The organism is Rathayibacter sp. YIM 133350, from assembly GCF_037404875.1.
GTDB lineage: Bacteria > Actinomycetota > Actinomycetes > Actinomycetales > Microbacteriaceae > Orlajensenia.
Genome location: NZ_JBBELO010000032.1, coordinates 1 through 21,228, shown reverse-complemented (window position 1 = coordinate 21,228; position 21,228 = coordinate 1). Strand labels below are relative to the sequence as shown.

Here is a 21,228-nt window from a genome sequence, read left to right as displayed (position 1 = left end):
ACCGAACCCGCAGTAATCGCGGGTGCTCGGCCTCCCACACCCACAAAATCTGCGGGTTCGGCACCGTGCACACGCCTCCCGCCGCTATGTCCCGCGGGGAGCCGAGCACCGAACCCGCACGAATTGCCAGTGCTCGGCCTCCTACACCCGCAAAAGCTGCGGGCTCGAGGGCTACCCGAGGCGGACGCTACTCCAGCAGGCCCCGGATGTCGTCGGCGCTCAGCGCCTCGCTGAAGATCGCGTCATCGTCCATCACCGAGTTCACGAGTTCGGCCTTGCGCGCCTTGAGCGCCATCACCTTCTCCTCGATGGTGCCGGAGGCCACCATGCGGTATACCATCACGTTCTTGGCCTGGCCGATGCGGTGCGCCCGGTCCACTGCCTGCGCCTCGCTCGCCGGGTTCCACCATGGGTCGAGCAGGAAGACGTAGTCGGCCTCGGTGAGGTTCAGGCCGAATCCGCCGGCCTTGAGGCTGATGAGGAAGACCGGCGCCTCTCCACCCCGAAAGCGCTCGATGACCTCGCCCCGGTTACGGGTGCTGCCGTCGAGGTACGCGTACGGGATGCCGGCGGCGTCGAACCGCGCAGCCGCGCGCTTGAGGAACGAGGTGAACTGGCTGAACACGAGCGCCCGGTGGCCCTCGGCGAGCACATCGTCGAGCTGCTCGAACAGGGCGTCGAGCTTGCTCGATGGCACCGTGCCGTACTGTTCCTCGTCGATGAGCGCGGCATCGAGCGAGAGCATGCGCAGCAGGGTCAGCGAGCGGAAGACGATGAACCGGTTGCGGTCGAGGTCGTCGACCAGACCGAGCAGCTTCTGCCGCTCGCGCTGCAGGTACATGTCGTAGATGCGTCGATGGCGCGGTTCGAGCTCAACCGAGAGCACCTGCTCCTGCTTGGGCGGTAGCTCGGACGCGACCCTGTCCTTGGTGCGGCGCAGCATCAGCGGACGGATGCGCCGGCGCAGCCGGGCGAGGCGCTCGGCATTCTTCTCGTTCTCAATCGGTCGGCGGTACTCCTCTGCGAAGCGCCGAGCCGACGGGAAGAGCCCGGGCGCCACGATGCGGAAGAGGGCCCACAGCTCACCGAGGTTGTTCTCGATCGGCGTTCCCGTCACCGCGAGGCGGAAGTCGGCGTGGATGCCGCGAGCGGCCTGGTTCACCCGCGACTGCGGGTTCTTAGCGAACTGGGCCTCGTCGAGCACGAGGCCGGCCCACTGGGAACCGGCGAACTCCTCGCTGTCCAGCCGCAGGATCGCGTACGTCGCGACCACCACATCCGAGCGCGCGGCGATGTCGGCGAGCGCCTCGCCCCGCTTGCCGGCGGTCGCCGTCACCGTGGCCACCCGCAGCCCGGGGGTGAACTTGGCGGCCTCGGCCGCCCAGTTCGAAACGAGCGAGGTCGGAGCGATCACGAGGAAGGGTCCGTGCCCCTGCTCCTGCGCATGGCTGATCAGCGCGAGGGTCTGCGCCGTCTTCCCGAGCCCCATGTCATCGGCGAGGATGCCGCCCAGACGCTGTGCGTACAGGAACGCGAGCCAGTGGTAGCCCTCCAGCTGGTAGGGACGCAGGGTCGCCGTGAAACCGGCCGGCAGGGGAACCGGCTCCACACCGACCGACTGGGACAGTCCGGCCACCGTTTGCGTCCAGCTCTGCGCCGTCTCGACCTCGTCGGCGAGTTCGGCGAACTCGTCCCAGAGATCGGTCTGGTAGCGGCTGATGCGCAACTCACCGGTCTCCCACTCGTGCAGTCCCCCGGCCTCCTGGATGAGGGCGCGCAGCGGCGCGAACACCGGCTGGTCGAGCGACAGGTAGGTGTTGTCGATGAGCAGAAGCTTGCCCGCTCCCTTGCTGAGGGCCGAGAACAGCGGCCCGAAGGGAATCGTGCGGCCCTCGACCGTGACCAGCACGCCGAGGTCGAACCAGTCGTTGTCGGTGCTGTCGACGGTGGTCACCGAGAGCTTGGGCGGCTCGAGGAGTTCGCGGTAGTCGGGGGCGGTGCCCGAGACCTCGACGCGCACCCGCTCCATCGCGCGAAGGCGCGGCAGCGTGGTGGTGGTGAACTCCGCCGCGGCCACCCCCGTGAGCACCGCGTCGGCCGGAAGGGAGCCGACCACCTGGGCGACCTCGGCGAGCACGGCCCTCAGGTCGTCGATCGTGGTGAGCTCGGCATCGTTCCACTGCAGCCGCAACACCGTCTCGGGCTCATACGCCGCCGTGAGCACCAGCTGCGGGGGCGCGACCGGGGGCGGCTCGAAGCTGCGGTCTCCGCTCGTGACGGCGACGGCGCGCGCGAGCGTCGGATAGTAGCCCTCGAGGAACTCGGGCACCTCGGCGGCCGGCACCCGCATCCGTCGGGGCTCGCGCAACAGGCTGCGCTGCTCGGAGGTGAGCGGGCTGCCGACGGCGCCGAGCACGAGCTCACCGCGTTCGAAGTCGACGACGTACAGTCCGTGGTCTCCGATGGGTCCAGCGGTCTCGATGCTGCGGGCCTCGTCGCCGATGCTCACCGTCGGGGTCAGCACCAGCTCCTCGGCCGTCGCGGTCGCATCGAGGTCGACGGATGCCCGCTCCGCCACGCGTACGCGCGGGGCGCCGCCGGAACCTACGAGCGGGATGCCGAGGCGCTGGGCGTCGGCGAGCAGCGACCACATCATCTCGCTCTCGTAGTCGTCGAGGCTCAGCCAGTCGGCGCCGTAACTGATGTACCCCGACTGACGGGCGTTGTGCAGGAGGGCGAACGTTCCGAACCAGCGCACCGAAGCCTGGTCGAACCCGGCGTGCAGCTGGTAGCCGATGTTGTTCCAGGTGAGGTTGCCCTTGATCCAGCCGCCGCGAGCGCCGCGGGTGACCGGTCGCATGGCGATGCGCTCGACGGGCGTGCCGGGCAGCGCGGTCGTCTCCTTCACGGGCGCCCAGCGATTGGACGCGCGCCCCGACCGCCCGCGGGCCTCGAACTGCAGGCCGAGGAGCTTGGCCGCGAGCCGCGGTGCGCCGAGGGCCGGGGACCCGCCGCGCAGCGCGGCGAGGTCGCGGCGCCAGCCCTCCGCCGTCTGGGCGGCGCCCTGCGCCGTGTGGCGGGCGTTGCCGGCCAGCAGCACGGCTGCGGCGTGCTTGCACGCCCACCCGATAGGGCAGGAACACGAGCTGCCGACGATGCCGGTGCGCCCCCGCACATCCGTCTCGACGTCGACGCTGCAGACGTAGGGCAGCGGCTCGGCGCCCTGCACCCGCGCGCGCAGGCGTTCGGCGCCGTCATCCCAGGTCAGGTCGCTCACGGCGCTGCCGGTGAAGTAACTCCGGCCGCGGGCGAAACTGGTACGCCCCACGAAGTCCATCACCTCGATCTCCGCAACGAACGGGAACGAGGGTGACGTCATTGCTCAATGCTCCCATGACCGGGCGACGGCCGAATATCGTGAGGAGGAGGAACGCACGACGGGAGAAGCGGGTGAACGAGCCGACGGCCGACGATGCACTCGAGAACTCGGTGCGTCGTGCGCTGCAGGATGCCGCGGCCCGGCTCCGGCAGGCCGGCGCGCGTGACGAGGCGCTCGCACGCTACGTCGCGCCGCATCGCGTGCTGCTCGTACAGCGACCCGCGCGCATGGAGCCGCTCGGGCGGGTCTGGCGTCTTGGAGTGCTGCTGCTCTCCGCCGAGGGCGACGCGTCGGCGACCGGGTCGGTGACGCGCTCGGCGCCTCCCAGCCGCCCGGCGTACCAGTCCCTCTCGGCCGAGGCCAGGCGTCAGGAGCGGGAGGCCGCCTTTCGGGGCCGGTATCCGGCGGGTGAGACGGTCAACTTCGCGGCAGAGCCGGTCGCCGTCGACGCAACGGCACTGCGCTCGGGGGACGGTGTGCTGTTCGCGCGCGGCGACGAGGTGTTCGTGCGGTGGAAGGGCGACGCATCCGGCGACGGTGTCGAGCTGAGGGCCTACCTCGATGACCACGTGAGCCTGCTGGAGCATCCACCGCTGGGCGCGTGACGAGGGTTGAATACGGCGAATGCCCCGCTGAACGGGGCATTCGCATCGGTGGACCCAGGGGGATTCGAACCCCCGACCTTCTCATTGCGAACGAGACGCGCTACCAACTGCGCCATGGGCCCGAGCGAAAAAGAGCCTATCATCCTGCGGACGGCGCTCGTGACAGCCGGCTGACGCGAACGCCATCCGGCGGGCGGGCCTCACGCGGCCCCGCCAACGGATTCGGCCCGTCGGGGACTTATTCCGGCGATGCCCGGCTTTAATCAGGTATGACTTCGCTCAACGAGATTCCCGTGACGACCATCGATGGCACGCAGACCACGCTCTCCGAGTACGGCGACAAGGTCAAGCTCATCGTCAACGTGGCGTCCCGCTGCGGCCTGGCCCCCCAGTACGAGAAGCTCGAGGAACTGCAGAAGCAGTACGCCGACCGCGGCTTCACCGTGCTGGGCTTCCCGAGCAACCAGTTCCTGCAGGAGCTCGGGAGCGACGAAGCCATCAAGGAGTACTGCTCCACCACGTGGGGCGTGACCTTCCCGATGTTCGACCGCATCCGCGTGAACGGGCGCTCACAGCATCCGCTCTACGCCGAGCTCACGAAGACCCCCGACACGGAGGGGAAGGCCGGCAAGGTCAAGTGGAACTTCGAGAAGTTCGTCGTGACGCCCGATGGAGCCGTGCACCGCTTCCGTTCGCGCGTGGAGCCCGATGACCCGGCGATCATCGAGGTGATCGAGCAGGCCCTGCCGAGCGCCTAGCGTTCAGCCCGCTCGGCGGCGGCGCAGCACGGCGTCGAGGTCGGTCATGCCCGGCTCTGCGCCGTCGACGAAGCCCATGCGTGCGAAGCGGGGATCGGCGACGGATGCGGCGGGCTCGACCCGCGCGGGCGCGAGCCGGCGCACGACGGGCTCGTTGATCTCGGCCGCCTTCTGCGACATCGCAGCGAGCACGGCAGCGCGGCGCAGCGCCTCTGCCTGCTCGGCGGAGTCCATGGCGGCGGCAGCGGCCGTGCCGGGGGATTGCGACAGGGGCTTCGGCAACGGCTGCGGCGTCCATGCCACCGTGGCCGGGCGTTCCTCTTCGGCCCACTCGACCGGTTCGAACACGGCAACGGGCGCGGCGGTGGCGGCCGGGCGCTGGCCGATGGCCACCGAGCGTCCAGCGCGCGCCAGCGATGACAGTACGAACAGTCCGGCGAACACGCCGGCGGCACCCGCGATGGCGACGGTGAAGCCGGAGCCCGCGATTGCCACCACGACGCCGACGACGAGGGCGCCCAGGGCGGTGAGCAGGAAGAGCGACGTGATGGCGCGAGCGCGGCGCACGATCCGCCGACGCGAGCGGCCGGCATCCGCAGCCGCCTTCGCTGCTCGGATGGCGTCTGCGGCGGCCCGCTCCGTCGCACGGCGCTCGGCCATCGCGATCTCGAGTTCGGCCTTCTCGCGCGCCCGTTCGGCGGCCTCGCGCTCGCGCAGCACGCGCTCCTGCGCGGCGACGGCGCGGGCGGTCGCCTCCACGCGTACGTGTTCGGGGGTCTCGGCCGTCTCGGCGAGCACCCGCATCACCTGCTGCATGCGCACGGCGTTGCGTTCCATGGCGACGTACTGGCGACGGTGCAGCCAACTGGGCACGAGGTAGGCGATCCAGAGGGCAGCGGCGACCGCCACCATCACACCGCCCCCGAGCGCGTCACCCATGGTTACACGGTAGGGGTCCGTGCATTAGAAGCGTTGCACGACACGCAACGGATGTCCCGCCGCTTCCCGATCCGCGGGGGGAACGCTCGCGGCATCCGGTGGCACCGCGCCGTCGAGCCAACGGCGCAGCACGCCCTGCTCCAGCTCTTCCCCGACGAGGGCGAAGGAATAGTGGTCGCGCCAGTCCCCGTTGATGTGGATGAACCGGCGCCGCAGCCCCTCGTAGCGGAAGCCGAGCTTCTCGACCACGCGCAGCGACGGGCCGTTCTCGGGGCGGATGCAGATCTCCATGCGGTGAAGGCCGAGGTGGTAGAAGCAGTAGTCGGTGGCGAGGGCGACGGCGGTGGGGGTCGCGGAGCGCCCCGCGAACCGCTCGGCGACCCAGTAGCCGATACTCGCCGAGGCCAGGGAGCCGCCCGTGATGCTCGAGACGTTCAGCTGCCCGGCGATCTCGCCGTCGACCTCGACGACGAAGGGCAGGCCGGTGCCGGCGCGGGCGTGGGCGAGCAGGCCGCGCACGCTCGCGCGCATGTCGAAGTTCGCGAAGCTGTGCGGGCTGGTCGCCTCCCACTGGCGCAACCAACGCCGGTTCTCCATGAGTTCCCGCTCGAGCGTTCGCGCATCCCGCAGCCGGATGGGCCGAATGGTGATGGCGCCTTCGCGGAGCGTGGGAACGGTTGTGGCCACGCAGGAACCCTAGTCGAGATCGCCCGCGAAGTCGCGCAACCAGGGCCGCAGCTCGGGTCCGAGGTCTTCGCGCTCGACGGCCAGCTGCACGATGGCCTTGATGTAGTCGAGGCGGTCTCCGGTGTCGAAGCGTCGCCCACGGAAGATCACGCCGTACACGCCGCCGCTCACCTCGGGATGCGCCGCCATCTCCTGAAGGGCATCGGTCAGCTGGATCTCGCCGCCCTTGCCGGGCTCGGTGCGCTCGAGAACCTCGAACACGTCGGACTTCAGCACGTACCGGCCGATGATGGCGAGGTTCGACGGTGCGTCCTCCTTCGACGGCTTCTCGACGAGGCCGGTGACGCGCACGACGTCGTCGGTCTCGGTCGCCTCGACCGCGGCGGCACCGTAGAGGTGGATCTGCGACGGGTCGACCTCGAGCAGCGCGATGATGGTCGCGTCCCGCTTCTCCTGCTCGTCGAGCATGCGGTCGAGCAGGGGCTCGTCGGGGTGGATGATGTCGTCACCGAGCAGCACGGCGAATGGCACGCCGTCGACGTGCTTCTTGGCGCGCAGCACGGCGTGCCCCAGTCCCTTGGGGTCGCCCTGGCGCAGGAAGTGGATGTCGGCCAGGTCGCTCGGGAACTTGGTGCGCTCGAGCCGGTCGAGATCGCCCTTCTTCTCCAGGTTGAGCTCCAACTCGGGAACCTGGTCGAAGTGATTGGCCAGCGCGTTCTTGTTGCGGCCGATGATCATGAGAACGTCTTCGAGCCCGGCCGAGACGGCCTCCTCGACGACGTACTGGATGGCCGGCTTGTCGACCACCGGGAGCATCTCCTTGGGCATCGCCTTCGTTGCCGGAAGGAAGCGGGTGCCGAGTCCCGCAGCAGGTATGACGGCCTTCGTGATGCGATGAGTCATGCCCCCCACCGTAGCGGCAACATATGTCGAGCAGATGACGCCTTTACAATGAGCGCATGTCGTCCGACGCCGTCACCACCAAGCGCGCACTGCGCGCCGAGATTCGCGAACGACGACAGAACATGAGCGCGCACGAGCGGGATGCCGCGACGGCGGGCATCACCGAGAACCTGCAGGCGGTCGGCCTCGACCTCTCCGCACGGTCGGTGGCTTGCTATCTCTCGACCCCCCAGGAGCCGAACACCCGCCCGTTCATCAACTGGGCGGAGAGCCAGGGCATCCGGGTGCTGTTCCCCATCTCGCGCGATGACGGGCTGCTGGACTGGACCGTCGGCGAGGAGAACGTCGAGACCGAGGGCATCTACGGGCTTCCCGAGGCCGTCGGCGAACTGCTCGGGCCCATCGCCATCAACGATGTCGACCTCATCGTCGTTCCCGCATCCGCCGTCGACGGCACCGGTATGCGCATGGGCTGGGGACGGGGCTATTTCGACAAGACCCTCGGATCAATGGAAAGATGTCCCCCGGTGTATGCGGTCGTGTTCGACGCGGAGGTGATCGACGAGGTTCCCCGCGAGCGACACGATGCGCCCGTCAACGGTGTCGTCACACCGACGCGAATCCTCTCGTTCTGATCGTCTCGGAGACCCTGTGCCCACCTACTCCTACCGTTGCACCGCGTGCGACAACGCCTTCGACATCGTGCAGTCGTTCTCGGATGACTCCCTGAGCATCTGCGAGGTGTGCGGCGGAAAGCTGCGCAAGGTGTTCAGCGCCATCGGCGTCACCTTCAACGGATCGGGCTTCTACCGCACCGACTCGCGCGCGGGGTCCTCATCGGGCGGCGCCGGCAGTGTCACCGGTTCCAGTGAGTCGACGTCCTCCGGGAAGTCGTCCGACGCGAAGTCCTCGTCGGGGTCCTCGTCGTCCGGATCCTCTTCGTCCGGATCGTCTTCTTCGGGATCCTCGTCTTCGGCGTCCTCGACAGCCGGCTCCTCCGCCTCCTAACGTCGACGTGACGGTGTTCTCGACCCCGAGGGGGGAAAGCGTGCTCAAAGGCTTCCGCGACTTCATCATCCGTGGCAACGTGATCGACCTGGCTGTGGCTGTCGTGATCGGAGCGGCGTTCACCGCCGTGGTGAACTCGATCGTCACGAACATCTTCAATCCGCTGATCGGCGCCATCTTCCAGTCCGACAGCCTGAACTCGCTGACCTGGACCATCCCGGGCACCAAGGCCGAGATCGGCTACGGCGCCGTGCTCGGGGCGATCATCACGTTCCTCATCGTGGCAACAGTCGTCTACTTCGTGTTCGTGCTGCCCATCAACACGCTGAAGGCCGCGCAGGAGCGTCGCCGTCGTGCCGGCGTGGAGCCTTCGGCCGCCGCGGCCACGGAACTGGACCGTCTCACCGAGATCCGCGACCTGCTCGCGGTGCAGGCGCGCCAGCGCGACTGAGGCTCAGCGCGCAGGCAGCACGACGGGGCTTCACCAGTGCGGCGGCCGTTCCCGCCGCAGCCGGTCGTCATTCGGCCCCGAGCTGCCGGATGCCGCCACGCCGCCCTCCGGAGCCGGGGGCGCCTCCGGCGACGTGTCGGTTCCGGGCACGGGGGTGAGCTTGGCGCGCCGCGCTCCCCGCTGCCGTTCCACGCGCTGCGCGCGCGGGGACTCTTCGCCGACCACGTGCTCCAGCGTACGCGTCAGCCGGCTGCGCGACGCGGCGGCAGGTCGAGCGGTGCGGTCTCGAGCGTCTCGGGCGATGACGCCTTCACGCCGAGCAGGGCGGCGACACGCGCGGCGACGGCCTCCGGATCGCTGAACAGCTCGAAGGAGTGCACCCGCAGGTAGTGCCAGCCGAGGCGGCGCAGCACGTCGGGGCGCAGACGCAGCGACTCGCGCAGGCTGCGACTGCCGACCACCGCATCCGTCTCGATGACGAGCGCCTTGCCGGCGTGTGCGACGGCCACGGCGAGCTTGCCGCGATGACCGAGCTCGACGCGCAGGCCGCGTGCACGCAGGCGGGCGGCGAGGTCGACGAGCATGGCGTCGCCCGTTCCGACGGCGCGTTCCTCGTTCTGGCGGACGTCGATGTGCTCGAGAACGTTGGCGAGGGCGAGGATGCCGTGGCGGCGACGTTCCTCGTCGATCTCCTCGGGACGGAAGCACGAGACGATGTCCATCGCCCGCCGAGCCCGCGTCATGCCGACGGCGAGCAGGCGATCGCCGCCCGGCTCGCCGAGGGCGCCGAAGTTGGAGAGCACGCGGCCGTGCGGCGTGCGGCCGTAGCCGATGGAGAAGATCACCCGGTCGCGGCTCTGAGCGGTGGCCTGCTCGAGGGTGAGGACGGTGAAGGGTTCCGCTGTGTCGTTGAGGATGAAGCTCGAGAGGTCGGTGCGCTTGGCGAAGGCAGCGAGCACCGACTGGTGCACGCGCACGGCGTGCCGGGCGCTCGCGGTGATCACCATGAGGGACTCGCGCGGTCGCTTCACGGCGTGCTCCATGACGAGCTCGACGACCTTCGCGACCTCGGCGTCGACGCTCTCGACGGCACCGCTGTCGTTGTCGGGCATGCCGTGCCCGACAACGTAGTGCAGGTTGAGGCTGCCATGGCCGAGGAAGCTGCCCGCCCACGGCAGGGCCTCGATGCGCCCGCCGTAGAACCGGCGGTTGACGAGTTCGGCGAGGTCCTCTCCCCCGGCGCGATAGCTGCGGGTGAGGGTGAGGGTCGGCAGGATCTCGCCGAGCCGTGCCAACGCGGAATCCGCGTGCAGCGCGTCCACGCTCGGAGAGGCCGCCTCGGCGGGCACCGTCTCGCTTGCGTCGAACACGCCGATGTCGAACTGCGAGGGCGTCTGCGTCACGGGATCGCCGAAGGCGACCACCTGCTTGCCGCGGCGGATGGCGCCGAGGTTCTCGGCGAAGCTGGTGGCACCGGCATCCACGAGCATGACCGTGTCGAAGACGATCTCGTCGGTGATGTCGGCCACGTCGTAGGGCGAGGCGAGCCAGACGGGCGCGAGCACCTTCGAGAGGTGCGGGGCGCGCGCCTGCAGCACCTTCGGGCTGACCCGGTCCGCGCGCAGCAACCGCCGCAGCAGGTCGGCCTCCTCGGGCCAGTCGACCACGCCGATCTTCCACGTCTCGGCCAGCAGCGCGCCGAGGATGCCGGCGGAGGCCGAGGCGTGCGCCTCGTCGACGAGGGTGAAGTCGGCCTCGAGCCGGTCGAGCACGGCGGTGTTGGCCCCGAGCAGGGCCTTGTCGCCGGCGAGCAGCAGTTCGAGGGCCGACTGCCACCAGGCGAGCTCGAGCTCGTTCGAGACGCCCTCCTCGGGAATGTGACGGCGCGACAGGTCGGTCAGCAGCGGGTCGAGGCCGAGGTCGCGCAGGCGGGCGAGCAAGGCGGTGCGCTCCTGCAGGTTGGCGAGCACCTCGGACTCGGCGGCGAGGCCCGACATCGTGTAGATCAGCTCGCGGATGGGTCGGGCGGCGAGCTGACGGGCCGTTCCCGAGACCCCGAGCGGCGCATCCAGTCGGCCGAGGTCTTCGGTGACGCGCTGGTAGGCGACCTGCACGTCGGCGATGCCGACGGGAACCTGCGGTGTCGAACCGGCGACGACATACCGCTGCCACAGCGTGCGCTGCTGCTGGATGCGGCGCAGCGCGTCGTTCATGTCGGTCACGTGCACGCCCGGGCGCAGGTACTCGGCGGCGAGCTTGCGCAGTCGACGGCGGTTCGCGCCCGACATCTCCGGGGTGTCGCGGCGCTGCGAGGTGGCCGCGATGAGCTCGACGAGCGAGCGGTCGTAGACGGCCGGCTGGAACTTGTCGAGGGTCTCGCGGATGTCGAGCAGCAGGCGCAGGTAGATGCCGAGTTCGGCGATGGACTCGAACGGGCGCAGTCGCGTCTGGCCGATGAGGGCGTTGGCGCGCTCGATGAGCCGGGGCAGCTCGATGGTGTTGAGCCGCTTCGCCAATTCGTGGGCGGTGCTCGCCTCCTGCGTCGACGAGAACGACGCTCCGTACCACGGCGAATCGCCCGGCCCGTAGCGGAATTGGCCGAGCGCGGCCGCCTTGATGAGCGTCTGGGCTGCCGCGGGCCGGTCGTGGGCGAGGGCGACGAGCGAGTCGTGCTCCAGACGGGCGGTCGTGACAGGGGGCACCGCGAGACGCGACAGGCGCGTCAGCTCGCCGAGGGCATCCAGAACCGAGACGCCGAGCGCGGGGTCGCGGCGCGTGAGAGCGTGCCGGTAGTCGAGCAGTACCTTGCGCAGTCGCACGAGGGCGTCATCCACGTCGCTCACGCTGGGTGCGGTGGCCTTCTCGTTGCGGCTGATGCCCTGGATGAGGTCGCGGCGCAGGCTGCGGGTGCTCACGGCCACGCCGGGCAGCCCGACCTGGGCAAGGCGGTGGGCGATGCCGTCGAGGCTGGCCCGGCGCGCACTGACGACGAGCACGCGCTTGTGCTGGCCGACGAGCGTTCCGAGCGCGTTGACGATGGTCTGCGTTCCGCCGGTTCCGGGAAGCGTCTTCACGACGACCGAGTTGCCCGCGGAGATCTGCGCGATCACCGTCTCCTGCTCCGCGTCCGCGTCGAGCAGCAGTACGTCGGTGGCGGGCGGACGCGAGTCCTGGTTGCTCGCCTGCACGGGGTTGTACGAGCCCTCGATGAGGGCGCGCGAGGTGGGGTTGCCCGCGACGGCGTCGATCACCGGATGCGAGAGGTTCGACGCGTCGGCGCACATCCGTCGGCCGATGTCGGCGAACGACGACACGACCAGGCGCGGGGCGACGCTGAACCACGGCAGGTGGGAGGTCAGTCCCCGCAGTCGGTCGATGACGGGTTGCGGCTTGAAGACGCCGTTGCTGACGGCGAGCGCGACGAACGCGTCGGCGTCGAGCGAGATCTGGAACTGGGTCTTGAGCGCGTGAGCCAGCTCGGGGTTCAGGAAGGGCTGTCCCTTGAGCTTGAGCTCGAAGTCGCGGCCGTAGCGGCGTATCGCGAGGGGCCGCAGCAGGACGGGCGCGAGGAAGTCCTCTTCGCCGATGCGCCACTGCGCGAGGCCGATGGCCAGGTGCACGCTCTCGATGCCGCGCACGGAGCGCAGCTCGACGCCCTTCTGCGTGATCGCTCCGGCCGCCAGCCGAGCGTTGCGCAGGGCGAGTTCGTCGCGGATCAGGCTCGAGAGCAGCACGGTCTTACCGGTGATGAACTGGGGCAGCCCGCCGGGATGCGTGACGCTGAGCTCGATGCGGGTACGCGGCCTGTCCTCGAAATGCAGCAGGGCCGAGCGCCCTCCGACGGCGGCGAGCTCGTCGCGCCAGCGGTTCCAGGCCGGCTCGGCGATGTTGCCGGGTCGCACGAGGGGGTCACCGGTGCTCAGCATGTGGGGAGCGGTGACCTGCGATTCGGGCAGGGCCGACGGCGAGCTCCCATGCTCGTCTTCGTTCTTACGTTCCAGGCGCCACACACCGACACCCTAAGTCGATACCTACGCATTACGGCGCAGGCAGCCCGAGTTTCGCCAGAAGCGGCCGCGGAACCGGCCTCCGCGGCCCGTGAACCGGCCTACAACCAGCCGCGCTTCTTGAAGACGAGGTAGAGCACCAGACCGGTGGCGAACATGAGGGCAAGGGCGAACGGGTATCCGAGCTGCCAGTGCAACTCGGGCATGTGGTCGAAGTTCATGCCGTAGATGGTGCCGACGAGGGTGGGCGTGAAGAGGATCGCAGCCCAGCTGGACACGCGCTTGACCTCGTCGTTCTGCCGCTGGCCGACCAGCGTGAGCTGCACGGTCAGCGCGTTCTGCAGCAGCTGCTTGAAGCCGTCAACATGCTCGACGAGACGGATGCTGTGGTCGGCCACGTCGCGCAACCGGCGCTGCAACTCGATGTCGACCCCGTACTTCTCACTCCCGCCCTGCAGTGCGTCGAGCATCTCGGGAAGCGGCCGGGTGGCGCGCTGAACGGCGGTCACCTCGCTGATGAGGGCGTAGATGCGCCGGGTGACCTCGTTGTCGCCCTGGAAGATCTGGTCCTCGATCTCGTCGGTGTCGTTCTGCAGGCCCGCGACCACGGGCGCGTACTCGTCGACCACCTGGTCGAGAATCGCGTAGAGCACCGACTCCGGCCCCTTTGCGAGCAGTTCGGGGTTGGCCTCCAGTCGCAGCCGCACCGCGTGCAGGTCGGGAGACTCCGCGTGCCGGATGCTGACGACGAAGTCGGGTCCGACGAACAGGTGAAGCTCCCCGAAGTCCACCGTCTCGGTCGCGTCGTCGTAGCGAGCCGGGCGCAGCACGACGAAGAGGGTGTTGCCGTAGCGCTCGAGCTTCGCGCGCTGGTGGCCCTTCGCGGCATCCTCCACCGCGAGTTCGTGCAGTTCGAACTCCGTCGCGACGGCGTGCAGCTCCGCATCCGTCGGCCGGTACAGGCCGATCCAGGCGAAGCCGCCGAGCTGGTCCTTGGTCTCGAAGGTCGACGCGAGCGTCACCGGATCGGCGGCGCGCACCCCGTCGACATAGACGGCGTTGTCGATGACGGCCATGCATGCTCCTCGCGTTCGCCTCACACTATCCGGCGCCGTGCACGGCGCAGGACCATTCGCGCCGGGCAAAATCATCGGGCGGCACCGAGCACTCGGTGCCGCCCGTTTCCTGCGGGTGCTCAGGCGGCCTTGCCGTACTTTCCGTCCGCGCGCAGGTGCTCGCGCACGGCCGCGCCGTCACGCACGACGATGTCACGATCCACATGCACTCCCGGTGCGATGCGCACCTCTGCTCCGATGCGCGTGTGGCTTCCCACCCGCGCCCGATCGCCGACGGTCGAGCCGGCTCCGATGTGCACGTTGGCGCCGACGAAGGCCTGCGCTCCGAGCATCACGTCGCGGTCGATCCAGCTTCCGGCGCCCACGAAGACATCGCGGGCCACCGTTGCGCCCTGCTCGACGTACGCCGTCGAAGCGATGTGCGCCGACGCGTCAACGCGCGCCTTGGGGGAAACGAAGCCGCCACCGTTGACGTGACGACGGTACTTCGTCACGACGCCCTTCTCGAGCTCGACCTCTTCGTTCACACGTCTCACTGTGCTCCTACCTTCCGATGTGGTCTCGCCCGCGCTCACGAGCGATGCCCACGTATAGAAGAACGCCTGATGAAATACCGCTATTCCGATCTCACAGCGGGCACCCAGAAAGGGGTGCTCAGAGGGTGACCGTCTCGTTCTCGCCACCTTCGAACCGCTCTCCGGTGAGCTTGGCCTTGAGAAAGCTGATGACCGTCGCGATGCGACCTCCCGGCGAGTCCCAGTACTCCCCCGTCTCCGCCGTGATCTTGATCAGCACCGCGTTGGGGTCCTCGGGACCGTCGGGAAGCCAGGCTTCGACAACGCTGTCCCAGAGCTCGCGGGCCTTGGCGAGGTCATCGACGATTTGCGCGGTTCCCGCGAAGGACACATAGGAGGAGCCTGATGCCAGCGTGAGACCCACGTTCGCGTTGACCGTGATCTCCGCCGCGTCCCGTGAATCGCGCTCGGCGAAGATCCAGATCACGCCGTCGTCGGTGATCTGCCGCGGCGACATGGGACGACTCACCAGCTTGCCCTCGGCATCCACCGTGGTGAGCATGGCGATCGGGATGCCGCGTGCCAACTCGATGAGGTGCGCGGCGGACTCGGCGGACTGGTTCGGGTGGTGGATGCGGGCTTCGGTCATACTCAACGCTATGCACGGCGCGGGCGCCGAAGCAGGGGCTTGACAGGTAGCATCCGAGAATGGCCGCCGAACGACCCGCCCTCCTGACCGTCGCCGACGTCGCCGCGCGCTTCGGCGTCTCCACCTCGACCGTGCGCGTGTGGCTCGCCCACCACGACGCCGGCAAGACGGGCGGCGTGCCGGGACTGCTGCCCGATCCGCTCGCCCGCGGCGTGGTCTGGCTGGCCGAGGACATCGACGCGATCGCCGCGCAGGTGCAGGCCCGCAGCATCAAGGGCGGCCGGCCGAAACGCGCTTCGATCGACGCGGAGCCGCCGGCTGCGGGTGGCGAGGACGCTCAGGCCTGAGTTCCGCGTCCCAGCGGCAGCATCCGGGTGGAGGCGGCTGCGATCTCCTCCAGACGCTCCGGCGAATCGTTCATGCGGCTCAGCTGGATGAGGCCCTGCGAGATGAGCACGATCTGCGCCGCGAGCACCGCGCGATCCGTGCTCGCCGACGGCGCCTCGCCGGCATCCGCTGCCTGCTCCAACCGACGTTCGATCGCCGTCTCCATGTCGCTCACGGCACGGGAGCTGATGCTCAGAACGTCGGGATGCCGGGCGCCGATCTCGGCCACGCTGTTGAGCATGAGGCAGCCCCAACTCGGCTGGTGCGACGCGCAATCCGCGATGATGACCGCGAAGAAGGCGCGCACCGCCTGCTCGATCGAGTCGGTCGAGGCGGCCATCGTCGACTCGACGAGCGCGACCCGCGCACGGCAGTAGCGCTCGAAGACGATCAGGAACAGGTTGAGCTTGGATCCGTACGCCGCATACAGGCTGCCGTTCGCGACACCGGATGCCTGCGAGATGTCGGCGACGGAGGTCGCCTCGAAGCCGCGGCTCCAGAACAGGTCGGTGGCGCGCTCGAGCAGGTCCTCCTCCTCGAACATCCGCGCGCGACCCATCCGGACAGGGTACCAATCCCGGCGCGTTCGAGGACCGCGCGGGGTGCCGCGAGGGTGACCCCGTTCGAGCCACCATCCTGCGTGGTAACAGCAGGGCCACGACGGGGCGAACCGGCCGAGCCTACGGTGAGGACACAACCGAAGGAGAAAGCATGACCACCACCCCCACGATCGTTCTCGTCCACGGAGCGTTCGCCGACGCCGCCAGTTGGGCACCCGTCACGAAGCTGCTGCTCGAACAGGGTCACGACGTGCGCGTGCCGCCCGTGTTCAACCGCAGCCTGTCGGGTGACTCCGCGTACATCCGCTCGTTCGTCGAGCAGATCGATGGCCCGGTCATCCTCGCCGGACACTCCTACGGCGGCGCGGTCATCACCGTCGCCGGCGTGGCCGAGAACGTCGTCGGCCTGGTCTACGTGGCGGCCTACGCCCTCGACGAGGGCGAGAGCCTCGGGGCGCTGCAGGGCGGGTTCCCCGACTCCGACCTCGCCACCAACCTCGTCTACGCGCCGTACCCGATCGAGGGTGCCGAGCCGGGAACGGATGTCTCCGTCAAGGTCGATGCCTTCCCCGCGGTCTTCGCGGGCGGCCTCGACGAGGAGGACGCCAAGGTGCTCGCCGTCTCGCAGCGCCCGCTCTCGGCCGTTGCGTTCGGCGAGGGCGCATCCGCCGTGGCATGGAAGACCAAGCCGGCCTGGGGAATCGTCTCGAGCGCCGACCACACGATCAACCCCGACGTCGAGCGCTTCGGCTACACCCGCGCCGGCCTGCGTCGCGTGATCGAGCTCGACGCACCGCACCTCGTCATGCAGACGCACCCCGCCGAGGTGGCCGCCTTCATCACCGACGCCATCGCCGACCTCGGCTGAGCCGCAGCACCACCCCGCACGACACCGCACAAGATAAAGGAAGAACGCATGCCGTACATCACCACATCCGATGGAACGCAGATCTACTACACCGACCAGGGCACCGGGCAGCCGGTCATCCTGAGCCACGGCTGGCCGCTGAGCTCCGACGCCTGGCAGGTGGAGCTGAAGCTGCTCGCCGAGCACGGCTACCGCGCCATCGCGCACGACCGCCGCGGTCACGGCCGCAGCTCGCAGCCCTTCCAGGGCAACGACATGGACACGTACGCGCGTGACCTCGCCGAACTCGTCGAGGCGCTCGACCTGCACGACATCGTGCTCATCGGACACTCGACGGGAGGCGGCGAGGTCGTGCGCTACGCCGCCCAGCACGGCGGTGACCGCGTCGCCAAGATCGTGACGGCCGGTGCCGTTCCCCCGATCATGGTGAAGTCGGATGCGAACCCCGAGGGAACCCCCATCGAGGCCTTCGACGGCATCCGCGAGGGCGTGCTCAAGGATCGCTCGCAGTTCTACCAGGACCTCGCCTTTCCGTTCTTCGGTGCGAACCGCGAGGGCTCGACCGTCTCGCAGGGCGCTCGCGACGACTTCTGGCGCCAGGGCATGCTCGTGGGGCTGAAGGGCGCCTACGACTGCGTGAAGGCCTTCTCGGAGACCGACTTCACCGAGGACCTCAAGGCACTGACCGTGCCGATCTTCCTCGCGCACGGGGACGACGACCAGATCGTCCCGATCGCCGCCGCCGCCGAGAAGTCGATCGACCTCGTGCAGAACGGCACCCTCAAGGTCTACCCCGGGGCCCCGCACGGCATCTACGGCGCCTACCAGGAGCAGCTCGACCAGGACATCCTCGCCTTCCTGGCGAAGTAGTCGAACCACCGCCCGGCGGTGCATGAAGGGCGGCGGCGCATTCCGCGTCGCCGCCCTTCCGTCGAGGGTTAGATTTGTCAGCATGCAGAGGCGGACGGCGTGAACGCGGACGACCAGTCGATCGAGCGCTGGCCGACCGGTCGCCTGCTCTCCACCGCTGCACGCCGCGTCGAACAGGCGTGGGCAGAGGCGCTCGAGCGGCAGGGCCTCACCCACGCGGGCCTGATCGTGCTCGACCAGCTCTCCGCCGGACCGGCCAGTCAGGCGGCGCTGGCCCGTGCGGCCCGCGTGGAGGCGCAGACGATGTCACGCACCGTCGACCGCCTGGTGCGCGAGGGACTCGTCGTGCGCGAAGCCGACCCGGGCGACCGCCGCCGTCACGTCATCACGCGGACGGCAGCCGGAACGCAGGCGAGGGAGCGAGCGGGAAGGGTCGAGAGCGAACTCTTTCCCGACATCGGCCGCGAGTCCGACTTCCGTAGCGCCCTGCTCGCGATCATCGAGCAGGCCGCCCCACGTCGCTGAGCCGCGGCAGAACCACGGCAAACTTGACGATTCCGTGCCCACCCGTCACGATCAAGGCATGCGCCACGAGATGTCTCTGTGTTGAAGACCGCCCTGCGCGACGAAGTCGCGCTCATGGAGCCATTCCCGCGCGCCCTCATCGACCGATCTCGCGTCATCGTCGAGGCGAACATCGCCCTGGAGGCCTGGGCCAGCCGTCACTCGGGAACGCTCGTCGGGATGCCGTTGGCGAACGTGCTCGGGGTCGATGATGATGAGCTCGCCGCTGCCCTCGCCACCGGCAACCCGGGTGGCTTCCGGCTCGCGTCGACGACGCACAGTTACCAGGAGACGCACAGCTCGATCGTCATCCGCGCCGTCCGGATCTTCGACGGGCACACGATCGTCGCGTTCGATCCCGAGCTCGCCGCGGTAGGCGACCAGACGCGCGCTTTGGGCCTGCGTGAGAGCCAGCGGCTGCAACTGCTGCTCACCGCATCCGTCGCCTTCGCGAACACGCGATCGGAACGGGAGCTCGGCGAGCTCTTGTCGGAGACCGCGCGTCGCGCGTTCAACGCGACCGCCTGCAGCGTGCACACCGGCGAAGAAGGCTCATATGCGCTGGTGGCCGGCGAGAACATGCTCGCCGCAGTCTGGCCGCAGGATGCGCCGCCGCGAGCCAGAACGACCGTGCAGCTCGGACATGTGGTGACCATAGAGGGCCCCGACGAGGCTGACCTCATTCTTCCGGGCATCGGGTTGGGTGAGATCTTCCGACGAGCCGGAGTGCACGCGGTCATCGGCGCGCCGATCATCGAAGACGGCACGCCGTTCGGCGCCTTCGCGTGTTATTTCGACCAGCCCCGAACGTTCGATGACCAGGCGGTGCCGTTAGCGGAGGCGCTGGCACAACTCGCCGGGCAGGTGCTCGTGCGACTGCGTCTGGAGGCGCGCCTGCGACGGGCGGCGATGCTCGACGAGGTCACCGGGCTGCCCAATCGGCGCCTGTTCGACGAGAACGTCCAGCAGACGCAGCGTGCCCCCGCCGAGCAGATCGCCGTGCTCTTCGTCGACCTCGACGGCTTCAAGGCCGTCAACGACAACCTCGGACACGCGACCGGCGACGCGGTGCTCAAGGAAGTCGCCGAACGGCTGAGCAATGTCTTCCGTCCGGAAGACTCGATCGCCCGCTACGGCGGCGACGAGTTCATCGCCGCGTTGCACGTGGCCGACACGGCCGACGCCGTCGCCCTGGCAGACCGCGCTCGAGCAGCCATCGCCGAACCGTTCCGGCGCCTTCCGCCGGAATTCGACATCACGGCCAGCGTCGGCATCGCGATAACGGATGCTGACGATACCGGAACCTCGATCGACCAACTCATCCGAGCGGCCGATCAAGCGATGTACGCCGCGAAACGGGATGGAGGGGACCGCGCGATCGTGTTCGACTCTCGCGCACGGACACCCTCCGGCAGGAACTTCTGACGCCGAAACCGTGATGGCGTAGGGCGTTCGGCGCGCAGCGGCTATCCGCGCTCGGAACCACCCAGGTGGCGGCCGATCCAGTTCTGCCAGGCCACGAGCACGCGCGGCGGGGACTGGCGGCGGGCATTCCGGTCCTGTACGTGCGGCAGGTGCGGAGTGTTGGCTCGGCCTCGATGAGGCCGGTGCGCGGCGCGCTGGTCGCTGTGCTCGGGCACACCGGGTACGCGATGCGTGGCGTCGTGAACTGCCGATGCGAGCGGGTTCATGCGGGTCTCCTCAGGGATGTCGGGGCTGCGGCGACATCGCGACGACGGAGTCGTAATCGGAATCGCCTAACGCTCTAACACCGTTAGAGCGTTAGGGTATGTCTAACACCGTAAGAGCGATTCTGCAAGGAGGTGAGGCGCTGTGGCGCTGGACCGTCAGCAGGTCATCGATGCGGCGCTGCGCCTCCTCGACGATGACGGCCTGGATGCCCTGAGCCTCCGCACGCTGGCCGTGCGACTCGGCGTTCAGGCGCCGACCCTCTACTGGCACATCGGCAGCAAGGCCGAACTCCTCGGGGCACTCGCCGACGCCGTCATGGACGACGCCATCCGAGCGGTTCCCCGAGCGGATGACGAGGAGAACTGGGCGCAGTGGCTGTTGAGCGCCTTCACCGCTTTGCGCGCGGCGATGCTCCGCCACCGCGATGGCGCTCGAGTGGTGTCGGGCGCCCGTCTGGCACTGCGACGCGCCGACTTCTCCGAGCTCGCGATGGCCACGCTCGTCGACCGCGGAATCGAGCCTCAGCGCGCCCGGCTCATCGTGCTCTCCGGTGAGCGCTTCACCATCGGATACGTGCTCGAGGAGCAGGCTCCCCCAGATCCGACTCCCGACGCGGCACCCGCCGCTCCCGACCTCGAGGAACTGCAGCGCCGTTTCCCCGTCATGACGCAGGCCATCGGCGACTACTTCTCCACCGGTCGCACCGCCGACGACCTCTACCGCGACGCGGCGCGGCTCATCCTGGGCCAGCAGCCGCACATCTGACCGGGCTGACGGATCTCAGTGGGAGTGGGACTTCTCACTCCTTTGAGACCAAGCAATCGGCGAGAGTCCCGTCTTTCGCCGATGGACATCGTCTCAGTGTGCGTGATACTTCCCGAAACGGGATCGCCTGAGCAAGACCAGGAAACACGTCAAGTTTGAAAACCGTCTCAAACGACGAAAACCTCCACCCGATCGCAACGGGTGGAGGCTCTCGTTCGGATCTGTCTAGGTCGCGCGAGCACTCAGTCGGCGCTGGCGACGGCGCGCTTCCTCATTGCGAATGAGGCGTTCCGCGGCCTGCAACCGTTGCTCACGGACTCTGGGGTCAGCGAGGTTGGGGCGTTCTCGTGGCTGGGGGTTCACGGTCAGGTATCTTTTCATCACGTCATCTCCCTCTAGTTTGAAGTGTATGGGTAAGGTCCGACACGTGGCCAGAAGTTATGGGGTGGGTCAGATTCAGCGCTTCGCGGCGTAGCCGACACCCTGAACCGCACTGTGTTTGATGGAGGCTTCGTGTTCACGCGGACAGGGGTTCCTGGGCGTGG

General features: G+C 68.9%; 22 protein-coding genes and 1 tRNA gene. 11 read left to right on the top strand and 12 right to left on the bottom strand.

Annotation, left to right across the window (positions count from 1 at the left end):
- Positions 1 to 187 precede the first annotated feature (187 nt).
- A complete protein-coding gene (locus tag WDJ51_RS10155; protein WP_337852341.1) occupies positions 188 to 3,379 on the bottom strand; it encodes a DEAD/DEAH box helicase in 3,192 nt (1,063 codons plus the stop codon).
- Positions 3,380 to 3,450: 71 nt separating this feature from the next.
- Here WDJ51_RS10155 and WDJ51_RS10150 point away from each other — a divergent pair, with 71 nt between their 5' ends.
- A complete protein-coding gene (locus WDJ51_RS10150) occupies positions 3,451 to 3,984 on the top strand; it encodes a hypothetical protein (protein ID WP_337852340.1) in 534 nt (177 codons plus the stop codon).
- 49 nt (positions 3,985 to 4,033) lie between these two features.
- Here the strand turns inward: WDJ51_RS10150 and WDJ51_RS10145 are convergent.
- Positions 4,034 to 4,106: transfer RNA gene (locus WDJ51_RS10145), tRNA-Ala, on the bottom strand.
- 147 nt (positions 4,107 to 4,253) lie between these two features.
- On the opposite strand from WDJ51_RS10145, the gene WDJ51_RS10140 reads away from it, so the two are divergent.
- Positions 4,254 to 4,742, top strand: a complete 489-nt coding sequence (locus WDJ51_RS10140) for a glutathione peroxidase (RefSeq protein WP_337852339.1) — start codon at positions 4,254 to 4,256, stop codon at positions 4,740 to 4,742.
- Positions 4,743 to 4,745: 3 nt separating this feature from the next.
- Here WDJ51_RS10140 and WDJ51_RS10135 read toward each other — a convergent pair whose 3' ends face one another.
- From WDJ51_RS10135 to WDJ51_RS10125, 3 genes are read right to left on the bottom strand one after another with little or no spacing between them, the layout of a single operon-like run.
- On the bottom strand, positions 4,746 to 5,681 hold the full coding sequence (locus WDJ51_RS10135; RefSeq protein WP_337852338.1) for a hypothetical protein: 936 nt from the start codon (positions 5,679 to 5,681) through the stop codon (positions 4,746 to 4,748).
- 24 nt (positions 5,682 to 5,705) lie between these two features.
- Positions 5,706 to 6,368, bottom strand: coding sequence for a GNAT family N-acetyltransferase (locus tag WDJ51_RS10130; protein ID WP_337852337.1), 663 nt, complete (start codon positions 6,366 to 6,368; stop codon positions 5,706 to 5,708).
- 9 nt (positions 6,369 to 6,377) lie between these two features.
- Positions 6,378 to 7,271, bottom strand: coding sequence for a UTP--glucose-1-phosphate uridylyltransferase (locus WDJ51_RS10125; RefSeq protein WP_337852336.1), 894 nt, complete (start codon positions 7,269 to 7,271; stop codon positions 6,378 to 6,380).
- A gap of 56 nt (positions 7,272 to 7,327) precedes the next feature.
- Here WDJ51_RS10125 and WDJ51_RS10120 point away from each other — a divergent pair, with 56 nt between their 5' ends.
- The 3 genes from WDJ51_RS10120 to mscL are packed head-to-tail and all read left to right on the top strand — an operon-like array spanning position 7,328 to position 8,730.
- Positions 7,328 to 7,906: a 5-formyltetrahydrofolate cyclo-ligase gene (locus WDJ51_RS10120; RefSeq protein WP_337852335.1), complete on the top strand. Its 579-nt coding sequence runs from the start codon at positions 7,328 to 7,330 to the stop codon at positions 7,904 to 7,906.
- 16 nt (positions 7,907 to 7,922) lie between these two features.
- Positions 7,923 to 8,279: an FmdB family zinc ribbon protein gene (locus tag WDJ51_RS10115; RefSeq protein WP_337852334.1), complete on the top strand. Its 357-nt coding sequence runs from the start codon at positions 7,923 to 7,925 to the stop codon at positions 8,277 to 8,279.
- A 40-nt stretch (positions 8,280 to 8,319) separates the two neighbouring features.
- Positions 8,320 to 8,730 (top strand): large conductance mechanosensitive channel protein MscL, encoded by a 411-nt coding sequence (mscL, locus tag WDJ51_RS10110; protein WP_337852333.1) that lies wholly within the window; start codon positions 8,320 to 8,322, stop codon positions 8,728 to 8,730.
- Between the two features lie 30 nt (positions 8,731 to 8,760).
- Here mscL and WDJ51_RS10105 read toward each other — a convergent pair whose 3' ends face one another.
- From WDJ51_RS10105 to WDJ51_RS10085, 5 genes are all read right to left on the bottom strand, one after another.
- Positions 8,761 to 8,955, bottom strand: a complete 195-nt coding sequence (locus WDJ51_RS10105; protein WP_337852332.1) for a hypothetical protein — start codon at positions 8,953 to 8,955, stop codon at positions 8,761 to 8,763.
- 17 nt (positions 8,956 to 8,972) lie between these two features.
- Positions 8,973 to 12,740 (bottom strand): AAA family ATPase, encoded by a 3,768-nt coding sequence (locus WDJ51_RS10100; RefSeq protein ID WP_443218482.1) that lies wholly within the window; start codon positions 12,738 to 12,740, stop codon positions 8,973 to 8,975.
- Positions 12,741 to 12,838: 98 nt separating this feature from the next.
- Positions 12,839 to 13,813, bottom strand: coding sequence for a magnesium/cobalt transporter CorA (gene corA, locus WDJ51_RS10095; RefSeq protein ID WP_337852330.1), 975 nt, complete (start codon positions 13,811 to 13,813; stop codon positions 12,839 to 12,841).
- Between the two features lie 119 nt (positions 13,814 to 13,932).
- Entirely contained in the window at positions 13,933 to 14,349 is a 417-nt protein-coding gene (locus WDJ51_RS10090) for a transferase (RefSeq protein ID WP_337852329.1), read from the bottom strand.
- Positions 14,350 to 14,467: 118 nt separating this feature from the next.
- Positions 14,468 to 14,977: a pyridoxamine 5'-phosphate oxidase family protein gene (locus WDJ51_RS10085; protein ID WP_337852328.1), complete on the bottom strand. Its 510-nt coding sequence runs from the start codon at positions 14,975 to 14,977 to the stop codon at positions 14,468 to 14,470.
- A 59-nt stretch (positions 14,978 to 15,036) separates the two neighbouring features.
- Between WDJ51_RS10085 and WDJ51_RS10080 the strand changes: the two genes are divergently transcribed.
- Positions 15,037 to 15,324, top strand: coding sequence for a helix-turn-helix transcriptional regulator (locus WDJ51_RS10080; protein WP_337852327.1), 288 nt, complete (start codon positions 15,037 to 15,039; stop codon positions 15,322 to 15,324).
- Here the strand turns inward: WDJ51_RS10080 and WDJ51_RS10075 are convergent.
- Positions 15,315 to 15,923, bottom strand: a complete 609-nt coding sequence (locus WDJ51_RS10075; protein WP_337852326.1) for a TetR/AcrR family transcriptional regulator — start codon at positions 15,921 to 15,923, stop codon at positions 15,315 to 15,317. The genes WDJ51_RS10080 and WDJ51_RS10075 overlap by 10 nt on opposite strands.
- Positions 15,924 to 16,075: 152 nt before the next feature.
- On the opposite strand from WDJ51_RS10075, the gene WDJ51_RS10070 reads away from it, so the two are divergent.
- The 4 genes from WDJ51_RS10070 (at position 16,076) to WDJ51_RS10055 (ending at position 19,651) form a co-directional block, all read left to right on the top strand.
- Complete coding sequence (locus tag WDJ51_RS10070; protein WP_337852325.1) at positions 16,076 to 16,792, top strand: alpha/beta fold hydrolase; 717 nt, start codon at positions 16,076 to 16,078, stop codon at positions 16,790 to 16,792.
- Positions 16,793 to 16,840: 48 nt separating this feature from the next.
- Complete coding sequence (locus WDJ51_RS10065; protein ID WP_337852324.1) at positions 16,841 to 17,662, top strand: alpha/beta fold hydrolase; 822 nt, start codon at positions 16,841 to 16,843, stop codon at positions 17,660 to 17,662.
- Between the two features lie 99 nt (positions 17,663 to 17,761).
- The gene (locus WDJ51_RS10060) at positions 17,762 to 18,187 is read left to right on the top strand and encodes a MarR family winged helix-turn-helix transcriptional regulator (RefSeq protein WP_337852323.1); all 426 of its coding nucleotides are present in this window, start codon (positions 17,762 to 17,764) and stop codon (positions 18,185 to 18,187) included.
- Between the two features lie 78 nt (positions 18,188 to 18,265).
- Positions 18,266 to 19,651: a GGDEF domain-containing protein gene (locus WDJ51_RS10055; RefSeq protein ID WP_337852322.1), complete on the top strand. Its 1,386-nt coding sequence runs from the start codon at positions 18,266 to 18,268 to the stop codon at positions 19,649 to 19,651.
- A 41-nt stretch (positions 19,652 to 19,692) separates the two neighbouring features.
- Here the strand turns inward: WDJ51_RS10055 and WDJ51_RS10050 are convergent, their stop codons facing one another.
- Positions 19,693 to 19,917 (bottom strand): hypothetical protein, encoded by a 225-nt coding sequence (locus WDJ51_RS10050; protein ID WP_337852321.1) that lies wholly within the window; start codon positions 19,915 to 19,917, stop codon positions 19,693 to 19,695.
- A 142-nt stretch (positions 19,918 to 20,059) separates the two neighbouring features.
- Here WDJ51_RS10050 and WDJ51_RS10045 point away from each other — a divergent pair, with 142 nt between their 5' ends.
- The gene (locus tag WDJ51_RS10045; protein WP_337852320.1) at positions 20,060 to 20,683 is read left to right on the top strand and encodes a TetR family transcriptional regulator; all 624 of its coding nucleotides are present in this window, start codon (positions 20,060 to 20,062) and stop codon (positions 20,681 to 20,683) included.
- Positions 20,684 to 21,228 lie beyond the last annotated feature (545 nt).

Excerpts from the sequence above, each read along its gene's own strand:
- WDJ51_RS10050 (WP_337852321.1), bottom strand. The coding sequence starts at position 19,917 with ATGAACCCGCTCGCATCGGCAGTTCACGACGCCACGCATCGCGTACCC.
- WDJ51_RS10070 (WP_337852325.1), top strand. The coding sequence starts at position 16,076 with ATGACCACCACCCCCACGATCGTTCTCGTCCACGGAGCGTTCGCCGAC.
- WDJ51_RS10140 (WP_337852339.1), top strand. The coding sequence starts at position 4,254 with ATGACTTCGCTCAACGAGATTCCCGTGACGACCATCGATGGCACGCAG.
- WDJ51_RS10075 (WP_337852326.1), bottom strand. The coding sequence starts at position 15,923 with ATGGGTCGCGCGCGGATGTTCGAGGAGGAGGACCTGCTCGAGCGCGCC.
- WDJ51_RS10065 (WP_337852324.1), top strand. The coding sequence starts at position 16,841 with ATGCCGTACATCACCACATCCGATGGAACGCAGATCTACTACACCGAC.
- WDJ51_RS10080 (WP_337852327.1), top strand. The coding sequence starts at position 15,037 with ATGGCCGCCGAACGACCCGCCCTCCTGACCGTCGCCGACGTCGCCGCG.
- WDJ51_RS10125 (WP_337852336.1), bottom strand. The coding sequence starts at position 7,271 with ATGACTCATCGCATCACGAAGGCCGTCATACCTGCTGCGGGACTCGGC.
- WDJ51_RS10085 (WP_337852328.1), bottom strand. The coding sequence starts at position 14,977 with ATGACCGAAGCCCGCATCCACCACCCGAACCAGTCCGCCGAGTCCGCC.
- WDJ51_RS10155 (WP_337852341.1), bottom strand. The coding sequence starts at position 3,379 with ATGACGTCACCCTCGTTCCCGTTCGTTGCGGAGATCGAGGTGATGGAC.
- WDJ51_RS10120 (WP_337852335.1), top strand. The coding sequence starts at position 7,328 with ATGTCGTCCGACGCCGTCACCACCAAGCGCGCACTGCGCGCCGAGATT.
- corA (WP_337852330.1), bottom strand. The coding sequence starts at position 13,813 with ATGGCCGTCATCGACAACGCCGTCTATGTCGACGGGGTGCGCGCCGCC.
- WDJ51_RS10135 (WP_337852338.1), bottom strand. The coding sequence starts at position 5,681 with ATGGGTGACGCGCTCGGGGGCGGTGTGATGGTGGCGGTCGCCGCTGCC.